Origin of the sequence: Thermoactinomyces sp. CICC 10735 (assembly GCF_016055175.1) — a bacterium.
In the GTDB taxonomy this organism is placed as follows: Bacteria; Bacillota; Bacilli; order Thermoactinomycetales; family Thermoactinomycetaceae; genus Thermoactinomyces; species Thermoactinomyces vulgaris.
In genome coordinates, this window is record NZ_JAECVT010000004.1 from 340,496 (window position 1) to 359,453 (window position 18,958).

The following is an 18,958-nucleotide window of genomic DNA, read 5'->3' on the forward strand; positions in this document are numbered from 1 at the left end:
AAAATTTCCTCCTCATTCAAACCGCAATGATTGAAGAGCTTCCTGCCCGATCCCGTACCGGGCCAATGTTTTGATGGTACTTTCACCGGTTAATTGTTCTTCCTTCACTCCAAGCTGTAAAGCCACTTGGATCACATGCTCTTTGGACTCTCCTTCAATCTCCAGATACGGAGGGATACCCGGCCACTCGTCAATCTCCAGTCTCGCACCACTGAGCAAAAAACGGGTTCTCCGGTTTTCCTGGTACCCCTTGGAACGATACCCCAATTTCCCGAGCAACCGGTCGGCCTCCTCAAAGCTGCTCACGGTGATCTCAATCTCTTCCGTTCCGCCGATTCCGTCATGGTACACTTCTTTCACCGCCAGCGTGACTTCTTCACCCGTATCGCGCAGTCGGATCCATTTGCTTTGATCTCCCGGAGTGATTTCATAGACATAACGCCGCATCAAAAATTCGCCGGACTTTTCCCCGCCTGCTTGCAAGATCCGTTCCATCATTTCAGCCGGATCGATTTCCAGGACTTTGGCTTCAAATTCAATGGGCATATGGACTTCCCCCCTTTCTTTTTATTATAAAATCACGATGCTGCCGGGCCGAACCGATTTCCCGCAGGTCTGCACACCGGAAGACCATTTTGTCCAACACTTGGTCCCAGGCTTGAATGAATCGGCGGAGTTGATCCGCTGTCCATTTTTTCTCCCGCTCCCCGATGATGGCCTCAACCGCTTTCGGAGGTTTTTGACATGCACGGCCGATGACCCGGTTTTCGTATAGAAGATGCTTGTCCCGGTTGTATACTTCCAAAACATCAAAAAGTTTTTCTTTCTCAATCCGTTCCACAGTTTTCAGCATACCGCGATAAGCCGCATCATGCGACGCTTTGGCCACCGGCCTTCCATATCCGAAAATTTGTTTTTGTTCTTCATGCCGCTCATAAGTCCCCAACAGGCTGACACACGCATGTACCGCCATCACTCGGACGATCACACGGTAGCCTTGTTGTTTCAAACGCTGAAGCGTGTTGCAAATCGGGCCGTCGGTTCTCATGGTTCCCTCAAAAACGAGATTCCGCTTGGTTCGGATCGCATATTCGAACACATCCCTTGTCCACCGGCGGACGTCAGGATCCGTCAACCGGGCGTAATCCTCCTCTTGCTTTAGCAAAATTTCTTTACTCATGGGATGTTCTTTCCGGAATTCATCGCCATTGATCACCACAAAAGAATGACCGGAAAACCCGTTTTCCGCAAGTGCAATCAGCCCGCCTTTCCCGGCTCCGGGCTGGCCGCCCAAAATCACGGCGGCCGGATGTTTTGCCGGAGCGGTGAACTCCTCCACTTCCTGTTTCAAACGCTCCAAAATTTCGTTATGTTCTTCCTCCGATAACGGATCCATGCATGAATCAACCCGTTCAACCCCCGTGTATTTTTTTCTCACCTTGTTTCCGTATACGGTTAAGATCTTGTGGATGACCTCCCGGTTTCCTGAGTACATGGCTTGTCTTTCTTGCAACAGTTTCCTTTTTTCAGCTTTTAACCGCTCCAGTTTCTCCCGATCGGGCTTTTCTTTCTTTTCCTCGTTCGCGATGGCCCGTCTTTGATCCGAGAGCACTTCGGCCATGACTTCAATAGCGACATCCAGTTTCACCCACTCCGGCATCGCCCGCACAACATCCTCCAAACTCCGGAAGCAAACATCCGACACGAGCACGTTCCCTCCTGTTCCCGTAAATTTTGCCGATAAAACCACTCCTGTCTTTATTCGCCAGACTGTTGTATATTCTTTGTAACAACCTTAACAAGGGAGAATGGACATGACAAAGTGGACAAAAAAAGAGTTCGTCGATGAAGATTTCAGCCATCAACGCATTCCCGACGTATCCATGGAAGACTGCCATTTTCTCCGCTGCCGTTTCAGACAAACGTTTTTGAAGGAAATCAGCACCATCCGTTGTGTCTTTGAAGAATGCCATTTTGCTCATGCAATCCTGAACGGCTCCACGCATCAGGGATCGGCCTTTTTCAATTGTCAATTTGAACACGCCCGGTTGTTTGCTTCGGTTTTTGAAAACTGCAAAATGACCGGCTCTTCCTTCGGCGAGGCCGATTTCACCGGGGTTTCCATCCAAGGCGGAGACTGGTCTTACACCTTGTTGCGAAATCAGCATTTTAAACGTTGCGACCTTTCCGGAATCCGGTTCAAAGAAGCCGACTTATATGGTACAGAGTTTGAAAAATGCAATTTAAAAGAGGCGGATTTATCTTACGCGAATATCCAAGGGGCTTCTTTCAAAGGATCCGATTTGAGAGGCGCCGTCTTGGAAGGAGTGGATTTGAAAAGCTCCAACTTAAAAGGAACCCGCATCGACCTTGCGCAAGCCATCCAACTCGCTCGCTCGTTTGGTGCAACAGTTGAGTAAATTTCAGACGGTTTATCTATGAAACATGTAACTACATCTATACTGATAAAATATCCGCCAGGTTAAAACAACAAAAATCAACCCGGTGACGGTTGGTTCGCCACCAGGTTGATGAAAAGGCTCCGGGCTTCAGATGGTAAACAGCAGGTACAAAGCCGTGCCCCACATAATGAAAGCCGACACCTTGTTCAACATGTTGATCACGTCGGCGGATTGATGGAGCCTTCCCACTTGCTTTCCCATCCATGCCAGGGAAAAGAACCAGATCCAGGATACGGCGACACAGGCAAGCGTAAAAGCAAGCTTTTCGACACCGGTGTAGGAAAGGGAACTGGTGCCGATCACCCCGATCGTATCCATGATGGCATGCGGATTGAGCAATGAAACGGAAACAGCAAAAGCGATTTGCTTTTTGGGGTAAAGCGATGACTTTTGCGGCTGATCCGGGTCCGGTTGGCTTTTGAAAGTCACCCATCCCATATAGATTAAAAAGAGGGCGCCTGCGAGGATCAGCATCACCTTGACCCAATATACGCCAAAAACCACAACCGATACGCCCAAAACAGCCAAAGAGATCAGGAGCGTGTCACAAACCGATGCAGTGAGAACCACCGGCAAAGCCCGGAGGAACTTGGGTTGCGTGGCCCCCTGATTAAAAACAAAAACATTCTGAACCCCGAGCGGCAAGATCAGCCCGAAAGACAAAATGATTCCATGAATCACGGCTTGGATCATTTTATACTGCTTTCCTTTCCGGATCACTTTCAGATTTCTGTTTCTTAACAGAGTAATTTAATTCAGCAAACGCTAAAGAATCCCCTTCTTGAAATCTAAAATCATTTCGCAAAAAAGCATATCTCTTCAGCTGGATCACAAAAGCAGCCGTCTTCTGAAATCGGTGATCTTCTATTGATCTTTTTCTTTCAGTCCAACCGAAGCTGTCAAACCATTTGCCTTTTTTGTAGTTATCAATGGCCCTTAAAATATACGGAATCGTGTTTACCGGTAATTGATCCAACGGGAAGAACCTTAAATCATCGCATTTATGAGGTTCTTGATTCTTTATTTCTCCTTCCCATTCTTTCATGGTTGCAAAGAAATCGATCCGCTCATCCCCGGCTTTGCGATGCATGACACCGACGATTTCAATGTTCTCTTCTGTCAAATGTACTCCGGCTTCTTCCTTTGCTTCGCGAACGGCAGCTTGTTTAACAGTCTCTCCGCCATCCAAATGACCGGCGACAACAGAGTAATTCCCGTCTTCATAACCCGTATTGAAACGACGAAGCAACAAAATTTGATGATCCTTGATAAAAAAGAGATGAATCGTGACCGGTGCAGTAAATCGCTTGGTTGCCATCTCGGACAACTCCTTTTAGATCAAATCCCGAAATAATCATTATTTTACCAATTCTCTTTCTATCTGTCTATTTAGTACCCCAATCATTGTCCAAAAGAAAAAACACCTCCTCAAAGAGAAGGCGTTTTTTGATTCAAGTCTCTTTCTTTCCAAAAAAGTGCTTCAGCGCATCATAGACTTGCCCTTTTTCCCGGATGACAAAGTGGGCAAAGCGCGGCACTTTCAAATGGCGATACGCACTCATCAAGGTGGAATGGCGGTTATATTGGTTGACTTCCCCGTAGCCAAACATATTGGAACGTTTGAGGATTTCGCGCACCAATTGAACGCAGCGTTCATTATCCGAACTTAAATTGTCTCCATCCGAAAAGTGGAACGGGTAAATATTATACCGGTCATGCGGATAGCGGGAATCAATAATTTCCAGAGCTTTCCGGTAGGCGGAGGAACAAATGGTTCCGCCGCTTTCCCCTTTGGTGAAAAATTGTTCCTCGCTCACTTCCTTGGCTTCCGTGTGATGAGCGATGAACACGATCTCGACATTTTCGTACTTGGTGCGAAGGAAACGGGTCATCCAGAAAAAGAAACTACGGGCAATATATTTTTCAAAAACCCCCATCGATCCGCTGGTGTCCATCATGGCGATTACGACCGCATTGGAATGCGGCACGACGATGTCTTCCCATGTTTTAAAGCGGAGATCATCAACGGAGATTTGGGTCTTTTTGCTTCCTTTCAGTGCATTTCGTTTAATGGCCGCCAGCAACGTGCGTTTTTTATCGATGTTTCCCATCAATCCTTTTTTGCGGACATCATTGAAGCGGATGTCGTCCACCGACATATCCTGGCTTTCTTTACTTTCCAGGTGCGGCAGTTCCAACTCGGAAAACAACATGCCTTCCAATTCTTCCACGGAGACTTCCGCTTCATAATAATCGTGTCCTGCTTGATCGCCGGCTCCCTGTCCTTTTCCCGGCCCCTGATTGCCGGAACCGGGTTCTTTCCCCAACACATCTCCCACCTTGCTGTCCCCATTTCCTTGTCCCACATGCTTCCCTTTGTTGTAGTTATAACGGAAACGGTATTCTTCAATGGAGCGAACCGGGATTTTCACGATCTGCTTCCCGTCCGACATAATGATGCTTTCTTCACTGATTAAATCCGGCAGGTTTTTTCGGATCGCTTCTTTCACTTTTTCCTGGTGCCGCATTTGGTCCTGATATCCTTTGCGATGAAGGGACCAGTCTTCCTCAGAGACAATAAACGGGGGGTGCGCCATGGATTTCACCTCCCTGAAATCAAGCCCTTTAGACTGTTGCGGCAAGGATCCTCCTTCCGACAGAAGAATCCTTGCCGCAATTTTTTGACCATCAGCGGTTTAACAAACTGCCCACATATCTTAAAAGCTCATTGGCACTGGCAGGCGTGTATCCGTATTCGGTCACCAGCCGGTTGATCACTTCATTGATTTTTTTCAATTGGTTTTCATCCGGGGTTTTGGTGGATGTCGTGATTTTCACCACGTCCTTGAGATCGGCAAACAATTTTTTCTGGATCGCCTCACGCAGGCGGGGATGCTGTTTATAATCAAACTTTTTCCCTTTGCGTGCATAAGCCGAAATGCGAATCAAAATCTCTTCGCGGAACGCTTTTTTGGCGTTTTCCGAAATGCCGATCTGCTCTTCAATGGAACGCATCAACTTTTCATCCGGCTCCAGTTCTTCGCCGGTGATCGGATCGCGGATTTTTTGCCAGTTGCAATAAGCTTCCACATTATCCAGATAATTTTCCATCAGGGTTTCTGCCGACTCTTCATAAGAGTAGACAAACGCTTTTTGCACTTCTTTTTTGGCGATTTCGTCGTATTCTTTCCGGGCGATGGAAATGAAATGGAGGTATTTATCGCGTTGCTCAGGAGTAATGGAAGGATGTTGGTCCAAACCGTCTTTGAGGGAACGAAGAATATCCAGAGCGTTGATAAAATTGGTTTCCGTCTTGATGAGTGCACTGGAAATACGGTTGATGACATAGCGGGGGTCAATGCCGGACATGCCTTCATCGAGATGTTCATTGCGCAATTCATCCACATCGATGTCTTTGGATCCTTCGACCACTTCCCCGTCATACAGGCGCATTTTCGTCAAAAGATCCACTTTTTTCGATTCTTTCAACCGGGTCAGAATGGAAAAGATCGCTGCGGCTCTGAGCGAGTGGGGAGCAATGTGGATGTGGGCCAGGTCACTTTGTCCAATTAATTTTTTATAAATTCTTTCTTCTTCCGTCACGCTTAAATTATACGGAATGGGCATCACGATGATCCGTGATTGCAGCGCTTCATTTTTCTTATTGGCAATAAACGCTTTGTACTCGGCTTCATTGGTGTGGGCGACAATCACTTCATCCGCGGAGATAAGTGCAAAACGGCCGGCTTTGAAATTGCCTTCCTGGGTCAGTGACAACAAGTTCCACAGAAACTTCTCATCGCACTTGAGCATTTCCTGGAACTCCATCAACCCGCGGTTGGCTTTGTTCAGCTCGCCGTCAAACCGGTAAGCGCGCGGATCGGACTCCGAACCGTATTCGGTGATGGTGGAAAAGTCAATGCTTCCCGTCAAATCGGCGATATCCTGTGATTTGGGGTCAGACGGGCTGAACGTTCCAATCCCGACCCGTTCATCCTCGGACAAGATGATCCGTTTCACGGGAACGTCTTCAATCCGTCCGTTGAATTCTTCCTTCAACCGGAACCGGCAAGACGGGCAAAGTTTTCCTTCGATCTTTACGCCAAACTCTTTTTCAAATTCGGGCCTCAACTCTTCGGGAATCAAGTTGAGCGGTTGTTCATGCATCGGGCATCCTTTAATCGCGTAAACGGCCCCTTCGTCGGTCATGGAGTACTTCTCCAACCCCTTTTTCAACAGCGTGACGATGGTGGACTTTCCTCCACTGACCGGTCCCATCAGCAGAAGGACCCGTTTTCTGACATCCAAGCGCCGGGCGGCGGAGTGAAAATACTCTTCGACCAGGCGGGTGATGGCCTGATCCAGCCCGAACAGCTCTTTTGTGAAGAAATGGTATTTTTTATTTCCTTGTGAATCGGTTGAAACACCGTCTTTTATAATCATATCGTAAACTCGGGAATGAGCGGTTTGAGCCACGCGGGGATTTTTCTTCACAATGTCCAGATAGTCAATGAAGGTTCCTTCCCATTCCAAGCTCTTCTCGCGGTTGCGATACTCCTCAAGGCGTCTGAGGAAATGATCCATGGAAAGCCTCCTCTCTAAACTTTCAAACCAAACCGTTGACTTTTCAAATCCCTGGTGACTAACAATCTGAAAAAGGAAAAGAGACTAAGGCGTGATTTTCTATCATATATATGCGCTATTTAGAAAGTTGTTACTTCTATTTTATCAGAATTTAAAGGAAAAAGATAGAAAAACCTCAGGAAAAAATCTGAGGTTTTTCAAAAATCTTCAGCGGATGGATGGCTCAGAATCTCTTTTTTCAAATACGCCGGTTTGCTGTTGGATCGATTCCAACAAGGTTTGAAGATCCCCGGCATCATCAACCGGATACGTCGGTTTTCCCCGGTCAATTTGGTATTCGGATTTCAAATAGAATGTTTTCATTCCCGTGGTGGAAGCCACCATGTCTTCCTGCATATCGTTGCCGATCATGACACATTCTTCCGGCCGGACCCCGATCCGCCCGGCAACTTCCAGATAATATTTGGGATTGGGTTTGCAATAGTGGGCCTCTTCATACACAGTCACCCATTGAAAGGGCAGATCATTGATTCCGGCCCATTTCAACCGCTCCATGATTGCGGCCTTCGGGAAAACCGGATTGGTTGCCACTGCGACTTTATACCCGTGATCCACCGCGGCTTGTACCACTTTCCGGGACAAAGGACTCACTTTTGTATATTTGGAAAGTTTCGGGAAATCTTGTTCATAAAATTGATTGAATAAAGGCCAGATGATTTCCCGGTCCAGCCCCGAACGTTTGAGAAACTCCCGTTCAAAAATTTGTTCGTTGGTCCTTGTCCCGTCCCCGCTTTTAATCATGGCTTCCGTCGCTTCCCAAATGGTTTGGATCAGTTGATCAGGAGCGATCAGGTGCTTCACCTTTCCCGCCAGTTCTTTTAAGTAAATGCGTACGAAAGACTCCGTGTCAAGCGGCAGCAGCGTACCGTCCAAATCAAACAAGCATGCTTTGATCATAAGATGTCCCTCTTTCTGTGTGAATCTCCGTCAGACCAGGTTCTTAAAGCCGGTTTGTCTCAACCCTTCATACAAAACAATGGCAACGGAGTTCGATAAGTTTAACGAACGGGAGACCGGCCGCATGGGAATCCGAATCATGGTATCCTTGTGCGCCTCCAAAATTTCAGGCGCCAATCCTTTGGTTTCTTTGCCGAAAACAAAAAAATCATTTTCCCGGTAAAACGGTTCGGTATAATGTTTTTTCGCAAAGGTTTCCACACAAAAAAAGCGCCCATCCGGGTACTTTTCCTTCAATTCGTCAAAGGAATCATGATATTCGATATCGAGTTCATGCCAATAATCGAGACCGGCCCGTTTTAATTTGCTGTCATCGATCTCAAAACCCAGCGGACGAACCAAATGCAATTTCGCCCCGGTCACCGAACAAGTGCGGGCAATGTTTCCTGTATTTTGCGGAATTTCCGGTTCAACCAGCACGATATGAAACGGCACAGTTTCATCCCTTCCATCTGTCCAAACTTCCTGTCTATTTTACCTGAAAAAGAAAATCCTCTTCAACTGTTCCTATTCAATGCGGAAAAACACATAGCGTGTCTGTGGTGTCCAGGCGGGGGAATCACGATACTCCCAACGGCGATGCAGGCTGTTTTGGGTATGCGCATTGACCAGCGGCTTTCCGTCTGCATCATACGCCGTTACAATCGTATTGTGATTGAAACGCCCGTCTCCTTCCCAATCATAACAAATCACATCCCCCAATAAAAGCTCCCCGGCCGACCCGACCATTCGGCATCTGCCCGTGGAACCCCCTTTTTTCAAAAACAGATACAAACTGTGGGCAACCGACCAGCTGAAACTCCATTGGTGGTTCCTGCTGTCTCTCCGGTACCACCATCCCTCGTTCCTGCTCCCGAAAACCATGGGCATTCCGCCTGCATACAGGCATTGGGAAACAAAATTGGTACAGTCATCTTCAAAAAGCAGATATCCGGGATGGTGGCTGTTCCAGTATCGATTGGCAAAAGCGACCGCCCGTTGCCGGTTGTAAACCATGCTCGTCATCCACAACGCTCCTTTTTCGGTTTTTACAAACATCCTATGAATCCGGCAACGGGATCATTCTCTATTTAAAGCGGCCCACCCAAACCTCCCCCACTTTGACACTGTAAATGGTCTCTTTCTTTCCTTCGCACAAGTGAAGCTCGGTCTGCTGATAAACTTTGCCCAAAATTTGCTTGATCTCTTGGGAAGCGAGGGAGCTTTTTTTCAAATCGCTTTTTGTAAACACATCACTTTCGATATGAAGATTCCAATCCAGTTGATCCAACCGCGCCTTCAACCGGGGAAACCAATTGCCGGGAAAAGGTTTCGGATCCGGATCGGGGTCAAACATCCCCCACGGCGGACGGGATTCACCTGTCGAGACAACAATTTGCGATTCCGTCATGTGCGGAAGAAAAAGCCACAGCTGCAGTTCACAATCTTTCCGGGCTTGCTGCAGTTTTTGCTGCCAGTATTCACTGACATCCAGCAATGCTTCCAATAACAATTGCTGATACCACAAAGGGGGCTTCCTTCTCTTTAAAACATGCAACGGGGGAACACGCTCGTATTCTTCCAATTCCCGAAGAGGTAACGCCATCGCCGCCTGTTTCCAGTGCTCGATTTTCCGGACTTGTCTTTTCCAACCCCGGATCTTTTTCTTTTTTTTCCTGTGATGTAAAATCATATGAATTCCCCCATTCAAAAAGAAAAACGGATGTTTCCATCCGCAGGATCCGTGTTTTGCTTTGTTTATGGTTTTAACCAACCTTCCAGTGTCAGCAGGTATTCTTTAATATGGAGGCCGCCTCCGTATCCGACCAGCGAACCGTTTGAACCGATGACCCGGTGACAAGGGATGACGATGGACAACGGATTTTTATTGTTGGCCCCGCCCACTGCCCGCACTGCTTTCGGCGACCCGATGGCGGACGCGATCTCTTTATACGTCCGGACTTCGCCGTAAGGAATGGTGGAAAGCTGCCGCCAAACCCTTTTTTGAAACGGGGTTCCGTACAGGTCAAACGGAATCTCAAATGTCTTCCGTGTTCCCTGAAAATACTCATCAATTTCGTCCATATACGGGAGCAATGCCTGCTCGTTCTTTTCCAGTGTGTAATGGCGAAACCAATGATTCAACCAGATCCCGGCTCCCAAAACGGGATCGTTTTGTTTGCAAAAGTCCAAGTAAATAAGCCCCCGCTGATTCGCCAACAGGGTGATCAAACCGACCGGACTTTCCATGTGACTCCAAACCATACGTTGCGTCCCTGAGGCCATGAAATAAACCTCCCATTCGGGATTTCGTCACTTGACAAAAAACATCTTCAGATTATAGACGAATCGATTTGCAAAATGTTGCAAGAAATTCATATTCAAGGGGTGCTGCCGTCCTGATAAAGGAATACCAACCATCGCATCTTCCGGATGATTGAAACCGAAGATCCTTAAAAGTCTGTTTCACATGCATTATTCTCTAGTGTTTAGAATGAATTCTCTTTATCTGTAAAAACTCCTCTTGATCAACTTGGTTTCAATCGGATGAATCTTTCAGGAGACAACCGGGTCCCCGGCAAAGAATTCCAGGCCTTTGTCAATTTCCCGCAAGACGTCCGGATCGGTTTCTTTTTCTTTGGCTTCAAGCAATGCTTCTTTCGCTTCATCTCCTCCGATTTTGCCCAACGCCCATGCCGCCGTTCCCCGGATGACCGGGCGCGGGTCGTCCCGAAGCAGCCGGACAAGACCGGAAACGGCGGAGCGATCCCGGAAGTGGGCCAAAGCCAAAATCGCATTTCGTTGGATCGGTTTTTTCCCCCGCCATGAACCGGCCATCGATCCGTACGTTTCCTTAAACTCCCGGTTGCTGATGGAAAGCAGCGGCTTCAAAAGCGGCTTCACTTTTTCCGCATCCGGGCGAAATTCCGGTTGATGGTCAAAATCGATCTTCCGGTTTTTCGGGCAAACGATTTGGCAGGTATCGCACCCATAAAGACGATTTCCGATTTTCCCCCTGTATTCATCCGGCAAAAAACCTTTCGTCTGGGTGAGATAAGCAATGCAGGATTGGGCATTCAATTGCCCCGGTTGCACCAGCGCCCCGGTCGGACAGGCATCGAGGCAAAGCGTGCAATCGCCGCATCCGTCCGTCACCGGTTCATCCGGAGGGAGATACACATCGGTGATCATTTCCCCCAAGTAAACCCAGGAACCAAATTCCTCCGTGATGATCGCCGTGTTTTTTCCGCTCCAGCCGATGCCTGCTCTTTCTGCCACGGCCCGATCCGACAATGCGCCGGTATCCACCATGATCATGGTCCGCGCTTCGGGCACCCACTCTTTTAATGCCGCTTCCAATTGGCGGAGCCGTTCTTTTAACACATCATGGTAGTCCTGCCCCCAAGAAGCCCGGCAAAAATACCCCCGATAAGCCCCTTCTTCCGAGCGCGGGGCATTTTTTAACCGGGAGGGATAACTCAGGGCAATGGCGATGATTGTTTTCGCTTGAGGAAGAGACAGACTGGGATCCACCCGTTTTTCGATGTCCGGCTCTTCAAAACCGGATGCATATCCTTTTTCCCGGCTCTCCTTCAGTCTCTCCTTGAGCTCAGTAAACGGATCCGCGCTGGCAAAACCGATTTTGTCGATTCCGATTTCCTTTGCTTTTTCCTTCAACCGTTGCTTCAATTCCTCTGCATTCACCTTTCTCACCCCCTTTTTAACCTGTTATTATATCACTGTTATCTATCCATTTGATCCATCAGTTTATTCCATCACTTAGGTACAGCCGCACGGGCCAGCTCATCGCAGCGATTGTTCCACGTCACATTGCTGTGTCCTTTGACTTTGACAAACTCCACGTCATGCTTTTCCATCAACGCAAGCAATTTTTTCCACAAATCTTGATTTTCCACCGGCTTTTTCCCGGAGGTCATCCAACCGTTTTTTGCCCATTTCTCATACCATTTTTGCTGCATGCAGTTGACAATGTATGCACTGTCTGAATGCACCTTGACACGGCAAGGTTCTTTCAGCCGGGATAACGCCTCGATGACTGCGGTCAGTTCCATCCGGTTATTGGTGGTCACTTCCTCGCCCCCGGAAATTTCCTTATGGTGTTCTTTATACATCAATACGGCCGCCCATCCCCCCGGGCCGGGATTGTGGGAACAGGCCCCATCGGTATAGACAATCACTTCTTTCAACGCCCATTCTCTCCTTTGACCGCCAGCGTCCGCATCCGGTTGACAGCCGCTGCGATTTCGTATTTGCGGGGAAGTGCCAAATCCCCGGGATGCCCGCGAAACGGGGAAATCCAGTCCAATCCTTTTTCCTTGATTTCCGATTCGATTTCCTCCAGCAATTGCCGCAATGATTTCCTGCCATCTGCTCGCTCTCCGAGCAAACGCAAAATTTGGGCGATGGCACGGGTTTGGCTGGGATCGACCAACTGTTCCAAGTAGGTCAGATCAATCGTGCCGGAACCCAAAAGGATGCTTTTCAATCCTTTGGCTTCCGCCTTTTCTTTCCGGCCCTTTCTCGCATCAAAACTTTTGGCAACCGGGTTGCGGCGGGAAACCTCTCCGAAGGATTCTCCGCCTTCCGGTGCTCTGCCCGATTGATGGACACCGGCAATTTCTTTGGCCTGACGGGTCACATCATAAGGCAGGTAATGGTCCATCATGATCACATGATCCGCCACATCGAAGTAATCCCCGGATCCGCCCAGGACCAAAATGGTGGACACCCGGTTTTCTTCATAAAGCTGGCGCACTTTGTCAATAAACGGGGTGATCGGTTCTTTTCCTTTGGCCACCAAAGACTGCATCCGTGCATCCCGGATCATAAAGTTGGTGGCACTGGTATCTTCATCCACCAAAAGGCAGGTGCTTCCCATTTCGAGGCTTTCCATGATGTTGGCCGCTTGGGAAGTGCTTCCGCTGGCATCTTCGGTGGAGAATTGATCCGTATCTTTGCCCAGAGGCAACCGGCTGATAAACGGGGAAATGTTCACCTTTTCCACCCGGCGTCCGTCTTCGGCCCGAATCTTGACGGCATCTTCCACGGTAATCACATATTCCCTGCCGTCTCCGGCAACATGGTTGTACACCCCGCGCTCAATGGCCTTGAGCAAGGTGCTTTTTCCGTGATAGCCCCCTCCCACGATGAGGGTGATGCCTTCGGGAATCGCCATGCCGGAAATCGGTTCGCCATGCGGCACCGGAATCACCGCTTGCAATGACTCCGGCGAGCGGAATGGAACCACTTTTCCACTTTTTAAGGGGCGGTTGCTGATCCCGCTTTCACGCGGCAAAACCGCTCCGTCCGCCACAAACGCAACCCATCCGTTTTCTTTCAGCGCTTTGCGGATCGCCTGCTGGTTGTCTGTCAGTTTCATCCGGTCTTCAATCTTTTTTATGTCCTTCTCCGACAGCTTCATTTCTCTGACAATCCGGGGCAGGAAATCAAGCAGCATTTGTTCCGCCTGCCTGCCCAAAACCGTCCGTCCCCGGGCCGGCAATCCGATATGTATCCGGGCTTCCATATATTCCGGTTCCACCACCACGGCCGTTCTCTCCAAAATTTCCTGTCCCGGCCGGTCCATGGTCATCAATCCGCTTTTTCCCGTGCCGGAAGCTTTAAAGGAATACTTCTCCAACCGGTGCGACCATTTCCGGGCCAACCAGTCTTCCAATGCCACTTTTCTCTCCCGGGTTTGAATCCAGGACAGATCGACGGGAACCTCTTTCCGCTCCAATCGCACCCGCACTCTGGACGGAGTGGCAAAAGGATCTCCCTGAACATAATCGATGAATAATTGAAAATCCGGAAATTGATAGGTCCCCTGCAAGTCTTTGTAGGCTTTGTACCCTTTTCCGTCAATGCGTTTTAAAATTTGGCTTAACTGTTTCATTGCGGTTCACCATCCTCATGCTTGTCCTGTTTGGAAGCATTATTTAAAAGTTTTTTGTATACATCCCGGATCTGCTTGAAATCTTCCCAAGACTCCCTTTTGGCGCTTGGGTTCCGGAGCAGATAGGCCGGATGATAGGTTGGCATGAAAAGCACCCCTTTGCGCCGGATCCATTTTCCCCTGACGCGGGTGATCCGGGCAGACGGATCGATTAAAGCCCGGGTGGGTGCTGCACCTAACGTAACAATTATTTTGGGACGAATCAATACAAATTGCTGCCGTAAAATGGAAATACATGTATTCATTTCTTCATCCTTGGGCGTCCGGTTTCCCGGCGGACGACATTTGACAATATTCGTAATAAATATTTCTTGACGGGGAATTTCGGCAGCTTCTAAAATTTTATTCAACAGTTGTCCCGCTTTGCCGACGAAAGGGCGGCCTTGGCGATCCTCATCGGCACCCGGTCCTTCACCGACAATCATCAAAGGAGAACGGGGATTTCCTTCTCCCATCACCACTTGGGTTCTTCTTTGGTGTAACGGACACATGGTGCACTGCTCGTATCTTTTCGCCAATGTCTCAAGGTCCATTCTCTTCTCTCCCTTTTCTTCCGGTTTCTCCTCTGTCAAGAAATATGTTATACTCTTAGGAATTCCATTTCAAAAGCTTTAACAAAAACTCAACCTCCTGTTGATCTTTCTGCTTTATTCCGGAAATAGCAAAGGAGTTGAAAATCATTGGAACTGTTACCTTATCCTTTCTTTGTCTCAGATATTGACGGCACCCTGCTTGACGATAAAAGACAAATTTCCGAAGCCAATAAAAATGCCATCGCATCCTTCCGGAAATCAGGAGGCGTTTTCACCCTCGCCACCGGAAGAACGTATATGGAAGCCAAACGGTTTATTGGAGAATTGGAGATTCAGGTTCCTGTCATTTTGTGCAACGGCGCCGCCATGTACGATCCGGTTTCCAACAAACAAATTCCGGTCAAAACCTTTGAGCGCCAAATGATTCTCCAACTGGTGAAGGAATGGAAGAAAACCATTCCTCCCCAAGTGGACATTTTTGTCTACGGGTTGGACCGGGTTTACGGAACCAATATCGGGTATGTGACCCAAGCCAGCATCGACGAAGGATTTGAACCCGAAATCATCTCTTCTTTTGATAAATTGCCGGACATTCCTTATTTGAAAGTGGTGGCAATCGCCGAAAAGGAAGAGATGAAGGCCATGCTCGATTGGTCCAAGCAACGGTCGGACGCATTTCCGTTAGATTGCATCTTGTCTTCGGATGAATACTTTGAAATCCTGCCTTCCGGAATCTCAAAAGGAAATGCCGTGTTGCAACTGTTGGAAAGCATTCATCTTCAGGCCGGCCAAGCCGCGGCCATCGGAGACCACTTGAATGACTTGTCCATGCTGGAAATCGTCGGCTTGCCGGCCGCAGTGGCCAACGCCCATCCGCTCGTGTTGCAACAAGCCGCGGTGCATGTGCCGCCACATCACCAAGACGGGGTTAAACATTTCATCCAACACCATTTGCTTCCCCACAAAGCCAAAGCATCGTTATAGAAAAAAGGACGACAGGGACGGATCGGACTTCCTGTCGTCTTTCTTTTGAACATGATTTTTAACACGGAAACGGTTCGTTCCCAAACGGGACAATGCGGTATTCATCCAGAAAAGCCTGCATTTTGTCAACCTCTTGAGGGGTACCGGCCACAGCGATATAGCCGTCCGGCCTCACCAGAAAAACCGAGTTTTTCTGAATTCCTGATTTGCCCATGTCCGGCGTCCATTTCACTTCATGCAAAACCATAGCGTTTTTATCTGCAAACTTTCGCAGGGACGGGGTGGTTTCGCCATAAAGATGAAGTTGCCAATCCACCGATTGCAATGGTTTATAGTTTTCCCCGCCACCGGTTTGCACCCACGGCAAACGGTCGCCCCCTTGGATCGCTCCGGTTTTTCCGGCGCTGAGCAAACTGCCCCGATAATTGACTTGTGTTTGTGAGACAGTTTTAAAGAACTTTTCTTTTGCTCCCGGAAGTTTGACCAGTTTGGGAAGGAGACGAGGAATAAACACTTCTTTATAAAAGGAGGAAGACAGTCCTTTTCCTTCCATCACCCGAATCACTCCTTTAAAGAACCGGTCCGTGGTGGCGACCAATGTTTTGGCAAAGCTCAACCGCTCCTGTTCATATGAATCCAATATTCGTTCATCCGCTTTCTTTTGCAAAACCGCGGCAATCTTCCAACCCAGATTCATCGCATCCCCGATGCCGGTATTCATGCCTTGTCCCCCTGCCGGACTGTGAATATGCCCCGCATCGCCGGCTAAAAAAACCCGGCCGACGCGAAACTTTTCACTGACTCGGTGATGGACTTTGTACGAAGAGTACCAGTTGACTTCTTCAATTTTCACCGGTAAGATTTTTTCAATCAAGGGAATCAGCGGCGTCAAGTCCTCCGGAATGCCCCGGCTTAAAACTTCTTTCGGAATCAGCCCGATAAACCGGGCATGCTCCTTGTCGCGGAGATTGACAGCCAGGCAAAATTCTCTTTCTGAAAATCCGGCTCCCATCCCTTGCAAAGGATTTTTGGTTTTGACATCCGCCACAAAAAAGACTTGCTCATAGGTTCCGCCCGGAAAGCCGAGCCCCAACGCTTTTCGAACCGTGCTGTGCGCTCCGTCACACCCGCACACATAATCATAAGATGGTTCCTCTTTCATTCCCTGCCTTTGAATTATGACATGAACCCTGCCATCCGTTTCCTTTAAATCCAACAGTCCGGTTTCCCACTCGACCCCAACACCTTTGGCATTTAAATATTCGATTAATATGGCTTCATGCTCATCTTGGGCCAGACTTAACAGATAAGGATAAGGGCTGATGTTTTCCGCCATTTTTTCGCCCAATTCCACTTTGGATACCGATTCCGCATCTTTAAAAATTTGTAATTCGGCCACTTTGATGCCGGCCTCGATCAACCGGTCCGCCAAACCGAACTGGCTGTATAGCTCCAAGGTTCTGGCATGAACCGCCATGGCTCTGGAAAGTGTGCCGGGCCCCTGATTTTGATCAATGATCCGAAAAGGAATCCCTTGTTTTTGAAGCGAAATGGCCAGCGCCAAGCCGGTGGGGCCGGCACCGACAATGAGTACTTGGGGTTTCATTCCTTTCCCTTCTTTCCGCTTTAAAGTGAACCATACCATTTTTCACGCCGATTTTTACTTCCTGTATAATAAACAACAGGTTGTTCATTTTCATTATAATTTTTGGATTTCATCCGCAACAATGATCAAAACGGCGGAATCTGTCGGTTATGGAACACTTCCGGATGCAGTGTCGTCCAAAAAGGGAAGGAGGAGCCCGATGCGAAAAAATCAAACGGATCTGCGTGTCCTTCGAACGCGGAAAACGATTAAAGAAGCATTCGTGGAATTGATGGAGGAAAAAGGCTTTGACGCGATCACCGTAAAAGACATCACCACGAGAGCCGGGATCAACCGGGGAACCTTTTATGCGCACTATCAGGACAAGTTTGATCTCATGGACAAATATCAGGAAGAGATCCTGACGGAGATGGCAGAAATCGTCAAACGGAATCTGCCGAATGCCCTTTCTGAAATCAATGACTCGTCCCCCACTTTAAAACCGGTGAGCACGATTGTTTCCATATTGGGATATATCAATCAAAATCACCGGTTTATGAAAACATTGTTGGGCCCCAAAGGAGACTTGACTTTTCAAAACCGATTGAAAGAATTCATGTGGAATGCACTCATCAAAAACAATCCAAACTCCATATTGAAAGAAGAAAATTTGCTGGTTCCGGGACATTACCTGATTTCTTATATTGCTTCCGCCCATATCGGAGTGGTTCAGCAGTGGTTAAACAGCGGAAGAAAAGAATCCCCCGAGGAAATGGCGCGTATCCTATCCACCATCACTGTGAACGGACCATTCTTTGCCGCCGGTTTGAAAAAAGCTTGACCTTCCCTTTGCAAATAAATAAAAAGCGCAGGCCTTTTCTCAAGACCTGCGCACATACCATGAATCCGTCCAGATATCGTTGGTCGGGACGACAGGATTCGAACCTGCGACCCCCTGGTCCCAAACCAGGTGCTCTACCAAGCTGAGCCACGTCCCGCTAACTGGTCGGGATGACAGGATTCGAACCTGCGACCCCCTGGTCCCAAACCAGGTGCTCTGCCAAGCTGAGCCACATCCCGACAATTCGGTTATTTCAGGGCCTCAATTTTCAAACGACGAGTCCCATTTTAACATGCCATCCTTTCCAATGTCAATCATCAATTCTTTCTGCCTTGAAGCCGGAAAGGCTGTCTTCAAAATGCAAAAAGACGTTCACGGAAGCATCCGTGTGAACGTCTCAAAAAATCCTTTCCATTATGATTTGGAATCATCTTTGTACCATTTGCTTTCCGTGGTGGGATCATTAATAATCCCGAGCGCTACCAGAATGGCGATAATCAGATCCACAATCGCATTTCCCTCAGTGATCCCCAGGTCAAAACCGGCATACCGAAGACCTCCGGCAACAAATGCCAACAATGATAACCAGAAACCATAGTTGCGAAACCGAGTCATCCAATTCATCCCGATTCGCCCCCATTCCCTGAATGTAAGCCGGCTGAAAAGCCAGCTCCAGCATCATCATATGCAGGGAAAAGAAAAACATTTTCTGATCAATACCCATTCGGTAAAAAAAGACGTCCGTCCAAGATCCGCCGAAATTCCTCCGGGCCCATCCAATCTCCTTTCATCCCGGAGCATCAAACAATAAAAAAACGGTTTCCTTCATCAGGAAACCGTTTCGCTTTGGTGCCGAAGGTGGGAGTCGAACCCACACTCCATAAAGGAACACGATTTTGAGTCGTGCGCGTCTGCCAATTCCGCCACTTCGGCATGACAGGCGGTTAAAAAATTTCAATCTCGCTTGGAACGATTTTTATTATATACGCTTTATTC

Annotated in this window: 20 protein-coding genes and 3 tRNA genes; 3 read left to right on the plus strand and 20 right to left on the minus strand. The window is 48.2% G+C overall.

The annotated features are described in order from the left end of the window. Positions 1–12: 12 nt before the first annotated feature. Positions 13–546, minus strand: coding sequence for a class IV adenylate cyclase (locus I8U23_RS10580; RefSeq protein ID WP_049719704.1), 534 nt, complete (start codon positions 544–546; stop codon positions 13–15). Continuing rightward, a complete protein-coding gene (locus I8U23_RS10585) occupies positions 536–1,705 on the minus strand; it encodes a zeta toxin family protein (RefSeq protein ID WP_049719703.1) in 1,170 nt (389 codons plus the stop codon). The genes I8U23_RS10580 and I8U23_RS10585 overlap by 11 nt, the downstream gene beginning before the upstream one ends. Positions 1,706–1,814: 109 nt before the next feature. Between I8U23_RS10585 and I8U23_RS10590 the strand changes: the two genes are divergently transcribed. Continuing rightward, on the plus strand, positions 1,815–2,420 hold the full coding sequence (locus I8U23_RS10590; protein ID WP_037994249.1) for a pentapeptide repeat-containing protein: 606 nt from the start codon (positions 1,815–1,817) through the stop codon (positions 2,418–2,420). A gap of 129 nt (positions 2,421–2,549) precedes the next feature. Here the strand turns inward: I8U23_RS10590 and I8U23_RS10595 are convergent, their stop codons facing one another. From I8U23_RS10595 to I8U23_RS10655, 13 genes are all read right to left on the minus strand, one after another. Next, positions 2,550–3,155, minus strand: coding sequence for a LysE/ArgO family amino acid transporter (locus I8U23_RS10595; protein WP_049719702.1), 606 nt, complete (start codon positions 3,153–3,155; stop codon positions 2,550–2,552). A 1-nt stretch (position 3,156) separates the two neighbouring features. Then, complete coding sequence (locus I8U23_RS10600; RefSeq protein ID WP_082813458.1) at positions 3,157–3,780, minus strand: NUDIX domain-containing protein; 624 nt, start codon at positions 3,778–3,780, stop codon at positions 3,157–3,159. A 133-nt stretch (positions 3,781–3,913) separates the two neighbouring features. Further along, positions 3,914–5,059 carry a sporulation protein YhbH gene (yhbH, locus tag I8U23_RS10605; RefSeq protein WP_037994248.1) on the minus strand — a complete coding sequence of 382 codons (1,146 nt, stop codon included), beginning with the start codon at positions 5,057–5,059 and terminating at the stop codon, positions 3,914–3,916. A 91-nt stretch (positions 5,060–5,150) separates the two neighbouring features. After that, complete coding sequence (locus I8U23_RS10610) at positions 5,151–7,046, minus strand: PrkA family serine protein kinase (protein WP_037994246.1); 1,896 nt, start codon at positions 7,044–7,046, stop codon at positions 5,151–5,153. A 207-nt stretch (positions 7,047–7,253) separates the two neighbouring features. Further along, positions 7,254–8,003 carry an HAD family hydrolase gene (locus I8U23_RS10615; RefSeq protein WP_049719701.1) on the minus strand — a complete coding sequence of 250 codons (750 nt, stop codon included), beginning with the start codon at positions 8,001–8,003 and terminating at the stop codon, positions 7,254–7,256. A 30-nt stretch (positions 8,004–8,033) separates the two neighbouring features. After that, positions 8,034–8,498: a tRNA (cytidine(34)-2'-O)-methyltransferase gene (locus I8U23_RS10620; RefSeq protein ID WP_037994242.1), complete on the minus strand. Its 465-nt coding sequence runs from the start codon at positions 8,496–8,498 to the stop codon at positions 8,034–8,036. 72 nt (positions 8,499–8,570) lie between these two features. Further along, positions 8,571–9,068 carry an amidase domain-containing protein gene (locus tag I8U23_RS10625; protein WP_198051038.1) on the minus strand — a complete coding sequence of 166 codons (498 nt, stop codon included), beginning with the start codon at positions 9,066–9,068 and terminating at the stop codon, positions 8,571–8,573. A 61-nt stretch (positions 9,069–9,129) separates the two neighbouring features. Further along, on the minus strand, positions 9,130–9,735 hold the full coding sequence (locus tag I8U23_RS10630; protein WP_131470852.1) for a hypothetical protein: 606 nt from the start codon (positions 9,733–9,735) through the stop codon (positions 9,130–9,132). 65 nt (positions 9,736–9,800) lie between these two features. Further along, entirely contained in the window at positions 9,801–10,328 is a 528-nt protein-coding gene (locus tag I8U23_RS10635) for a methylated-DNA--[protein]-cysteine S-methyltransferase (RefSeq protein ID WP_037994238.1), read from the minus strand. Between the two features lie 270 nt (positions 10,329–10,598). Then, positions 10,599–11,747, minus strand: coding sequence for a tRNA epoxyqueuosine(34) reductase QueG (gene queG, locus I8U23_RS10640; protein WP_049719699.1), 1,149 nt, complete (start codon positions 11,745–11,747; stop codon positions 10,599–10,601). Between the two features lie 71 nt (positions 11,748–11,818). After that, positions 11,819–12,250: a ribonuclease HI gene (gene rnhA, locus I8U23_RS10645; protein WP_037994234.1), complete on the minus strand. Its 432-nt coding sequence runs from the start codon at positions 12,248–12,250 to the stop codon at positions 11,819–11,821. Then, positions 12,247–13,959, minus strand: coding sequence for an ABC-ATPase domain-containing protein (locus I8U23_RS10650; RefSeq protein ID WP_037994232.1), 1,713 nt, complete (start codon positions 13,957–13,959; stop codon positions 12,247–12,249). The genes rnhA and I8U23_RS10650 overlap by 4 nt, the downstream gene beginning before the upstream one ends. Then, a complete protein-coding gene (locus tag I8U23_RS10655; RefSeq protein ID WP_049719697.1) occupies positions 13,956–14,552 on the minus strand; it encodes a uracil-DNA glycosylase in 597 nt (198 codons plus the stop codon). The genes I8U23_RS10650 and I8U23_RS10655 overlap by 4 nt, the downstream gene beginning before the upstream one ends. Positions 14,553–14,699: 147 nt before the next feature. Here I8U23_RS10655 and I8U23_RS10660 point away from each other — a divergent pair, with 147 nt between their 5' ends. Next, positions 14,700–15,536 (plus strand): HAD family hydrolase, encoded by an 837-nt coding sequence (locus I8U23_RS10660; RefSeq protein WP_037994230.1) that lies wholly within the window; start codon positions 14,700–14,702, stop codon positions 15,534–15,536. 58 nt (positions 15,537–15,594) lie between these two features. On the opposite strand, the gene I8U23_RS10665 is transcribed toward I8U23_RS10660, so the two are convergent. Beyond that, positions 15,595–17,142 (minus strand): FAD-dependent monooxygenase, encoded by a 1,548-nt coding sequence (locus I8U23_RS10665; protein WP_198051039.1) that lies wholly within the window; start codon positions 17,140–17,142, stop codon positions 15,595–15,597. Between the two features lie 199 nt (positions 17,143–17,341). On the opposite strand from I8U23_RS10665, the gene I8U23_RS10670 reads away from it, so the two are divergent. Continuing rightward, positions 17,342–17,962, plus strand: coding sequence for a TetR/AcrR family transcriptional regulator (locus tag I8U23_RS10670; protein WP_037994228.1), 621 nt, complete (start codon positions 17,342–17,344; stop codon positions 17,960–17,962). A gap of 80 nt (positions 17,963–18,042) precedes the next feature. Here the strand turns inward: I8U23_RS10670 and I8U23_RS10675 are convergent. From I8U23_RS10675 to I8U23_RS10690, 4 genes are all read right to left on the minus strand, one after another. Next, positions 18,043–18,119, minus strand: a tRNA-Pro gene (locus I8U23_RS10675). A 5-nt stretch (positions 18,120–18,124) separates the two neighbouring features. Further along, a tRNA-Pro gene (locus I8U23_RS10680) sits at positions 18,125–18,201 on the minus strand. A 175-nt stretch (positions 18,202–18,376) separates the two neighbouring features. Continuing rightward, a complete protein-coding gene (locus I8U23_RS10685; RefSeq protein WP_037994225.1) occupies positions 18,377–18,586 on the minus strand; it encodes a phage holin in 210 nt (69 codons plus the stop codon). 223 nt (positions 18,587–18,809) lie between these two features. Then, positions 18,810–18,895, minus strand: a tRNA-Leu gene (locus I8U23_RS10690). Positions 18,896–18,958 lie beyond the last annotated feature (63 nt).

What these genes read in the sequence shown, in the direction of transcription:
- I8U23_RS10580 (WP_049719704.1), bottom strand. Translation starts at nt 546, where the DNA reads ATGCCCATTGAATTTGAAGCCAAAGTCCTGGAAATCGATCCGGCTGAA.
- I8U23_RS10590 (WP_037994249.1), top strand. Translation starts at nt 1,815, where the DNA reads ATGACAAAGTGGACAAAAAAAGAGTTCGTCGATGAAGATTTCAGCCAT.
- I8U23_RS10595 (WP_049719702.1), bottom strand. Translation starts at nt 3,155, where the DNA reads ATGATCCAAGCCGTGATTCATGGAATCATTTTGTCTTTCGGGCTGATC.
- I8U23_RS10600 (WP_082813458.1), bottom strand. Translation starts at nt 3,780, where the DNA reads ATGGCAACCAAGCGATTTACTGCACCGGTCACGATTCATCTCTTTTTT.
- yhbH (WP_037994248.1), bottom strand. Translation starts at nt 5,059, where the DNA reads ATGGCGCACCCCCCGTTTATTGTCTCTGAGGAAGACTGGTCCCTTCAT.
- I8U23_RS10610 (WP_037994246.1), bottom strand. Translation starts at nt 7,046, where the DNA reads ATGGATCATTTCCTCAGACGCCTTGAGGAGTATCGCAACCGCGAGAAG.
- I8U23_RS10615 (WP_049719701.1), bottom strand. Translation starts at nt 8,003, where the DNA reads ATGATCAAAGCATGCTTGTTTGATTTGGACGGTACGCTGCTGCCGCTT.
- I8U23_RS10625 (WP_198051038.1), bottom strand. Translation starts at nt 9,068, where the DNA reads ATGACGAGCATGGTTTACAACCGGCAACGGGCGGTCGCTTTTGCCAAT.
- I8U23_RS10630 (WP_131470852.1), bottom strand. Translation starts at nt 9,735, where the DNA reads ATGATTTTACATCACAGGAAAAAAAAGAAAAAGATCCGGGGTTGGAAA.
- I8U23_RS10635 (WP_037994238.1), bottom strand. Translation starts at nt 10,328, where the DNA reads ATGGCCTCAGGGACGCAACGTATGGTTTGGAGTCACATGGAAAGTCCG.
- I8U23_RS10650 (WP_037994232.1), bottom strand. Translation starts at nt 13,959, where the DNA reads ATGAAACAGTTAAGCCAAATTTTAAAACGCATTGACGGAAAAGGGTAC.
- I8U23_RS10655 (WP_049719697.1), bottom strand. Translation starts at nt 14,552, where the DNA reads ATGGACCTTGAGACATTGGCGAAAAGATACGAGCAGTGCACCATGTGT.
- I8U23_RS10665 (WP_198051039.1), bottom strand. Translation starts at nt 17,142, where the DNA reads ATGAAACCCCAAGTACTCATTGTCGGTGCCGGCCCCACCGGCTTGGCG.
- I8U23_RS10670 (WP_037994228.1), top strand. Translation starts at nt 17,342, where the DNA reads ATGCGAAAAAATCAAACGGATCTGCGTGTCCTTCGAACGCGGAAAACG.
- I8U23_RS10685 (WP_037994225.1), bottom strand. Translation starts at nt 18,586, where the DNA reads ATGAATTGGATGACTCGGTTTCGCAACTATGGTTTCTGGTTATCATTG.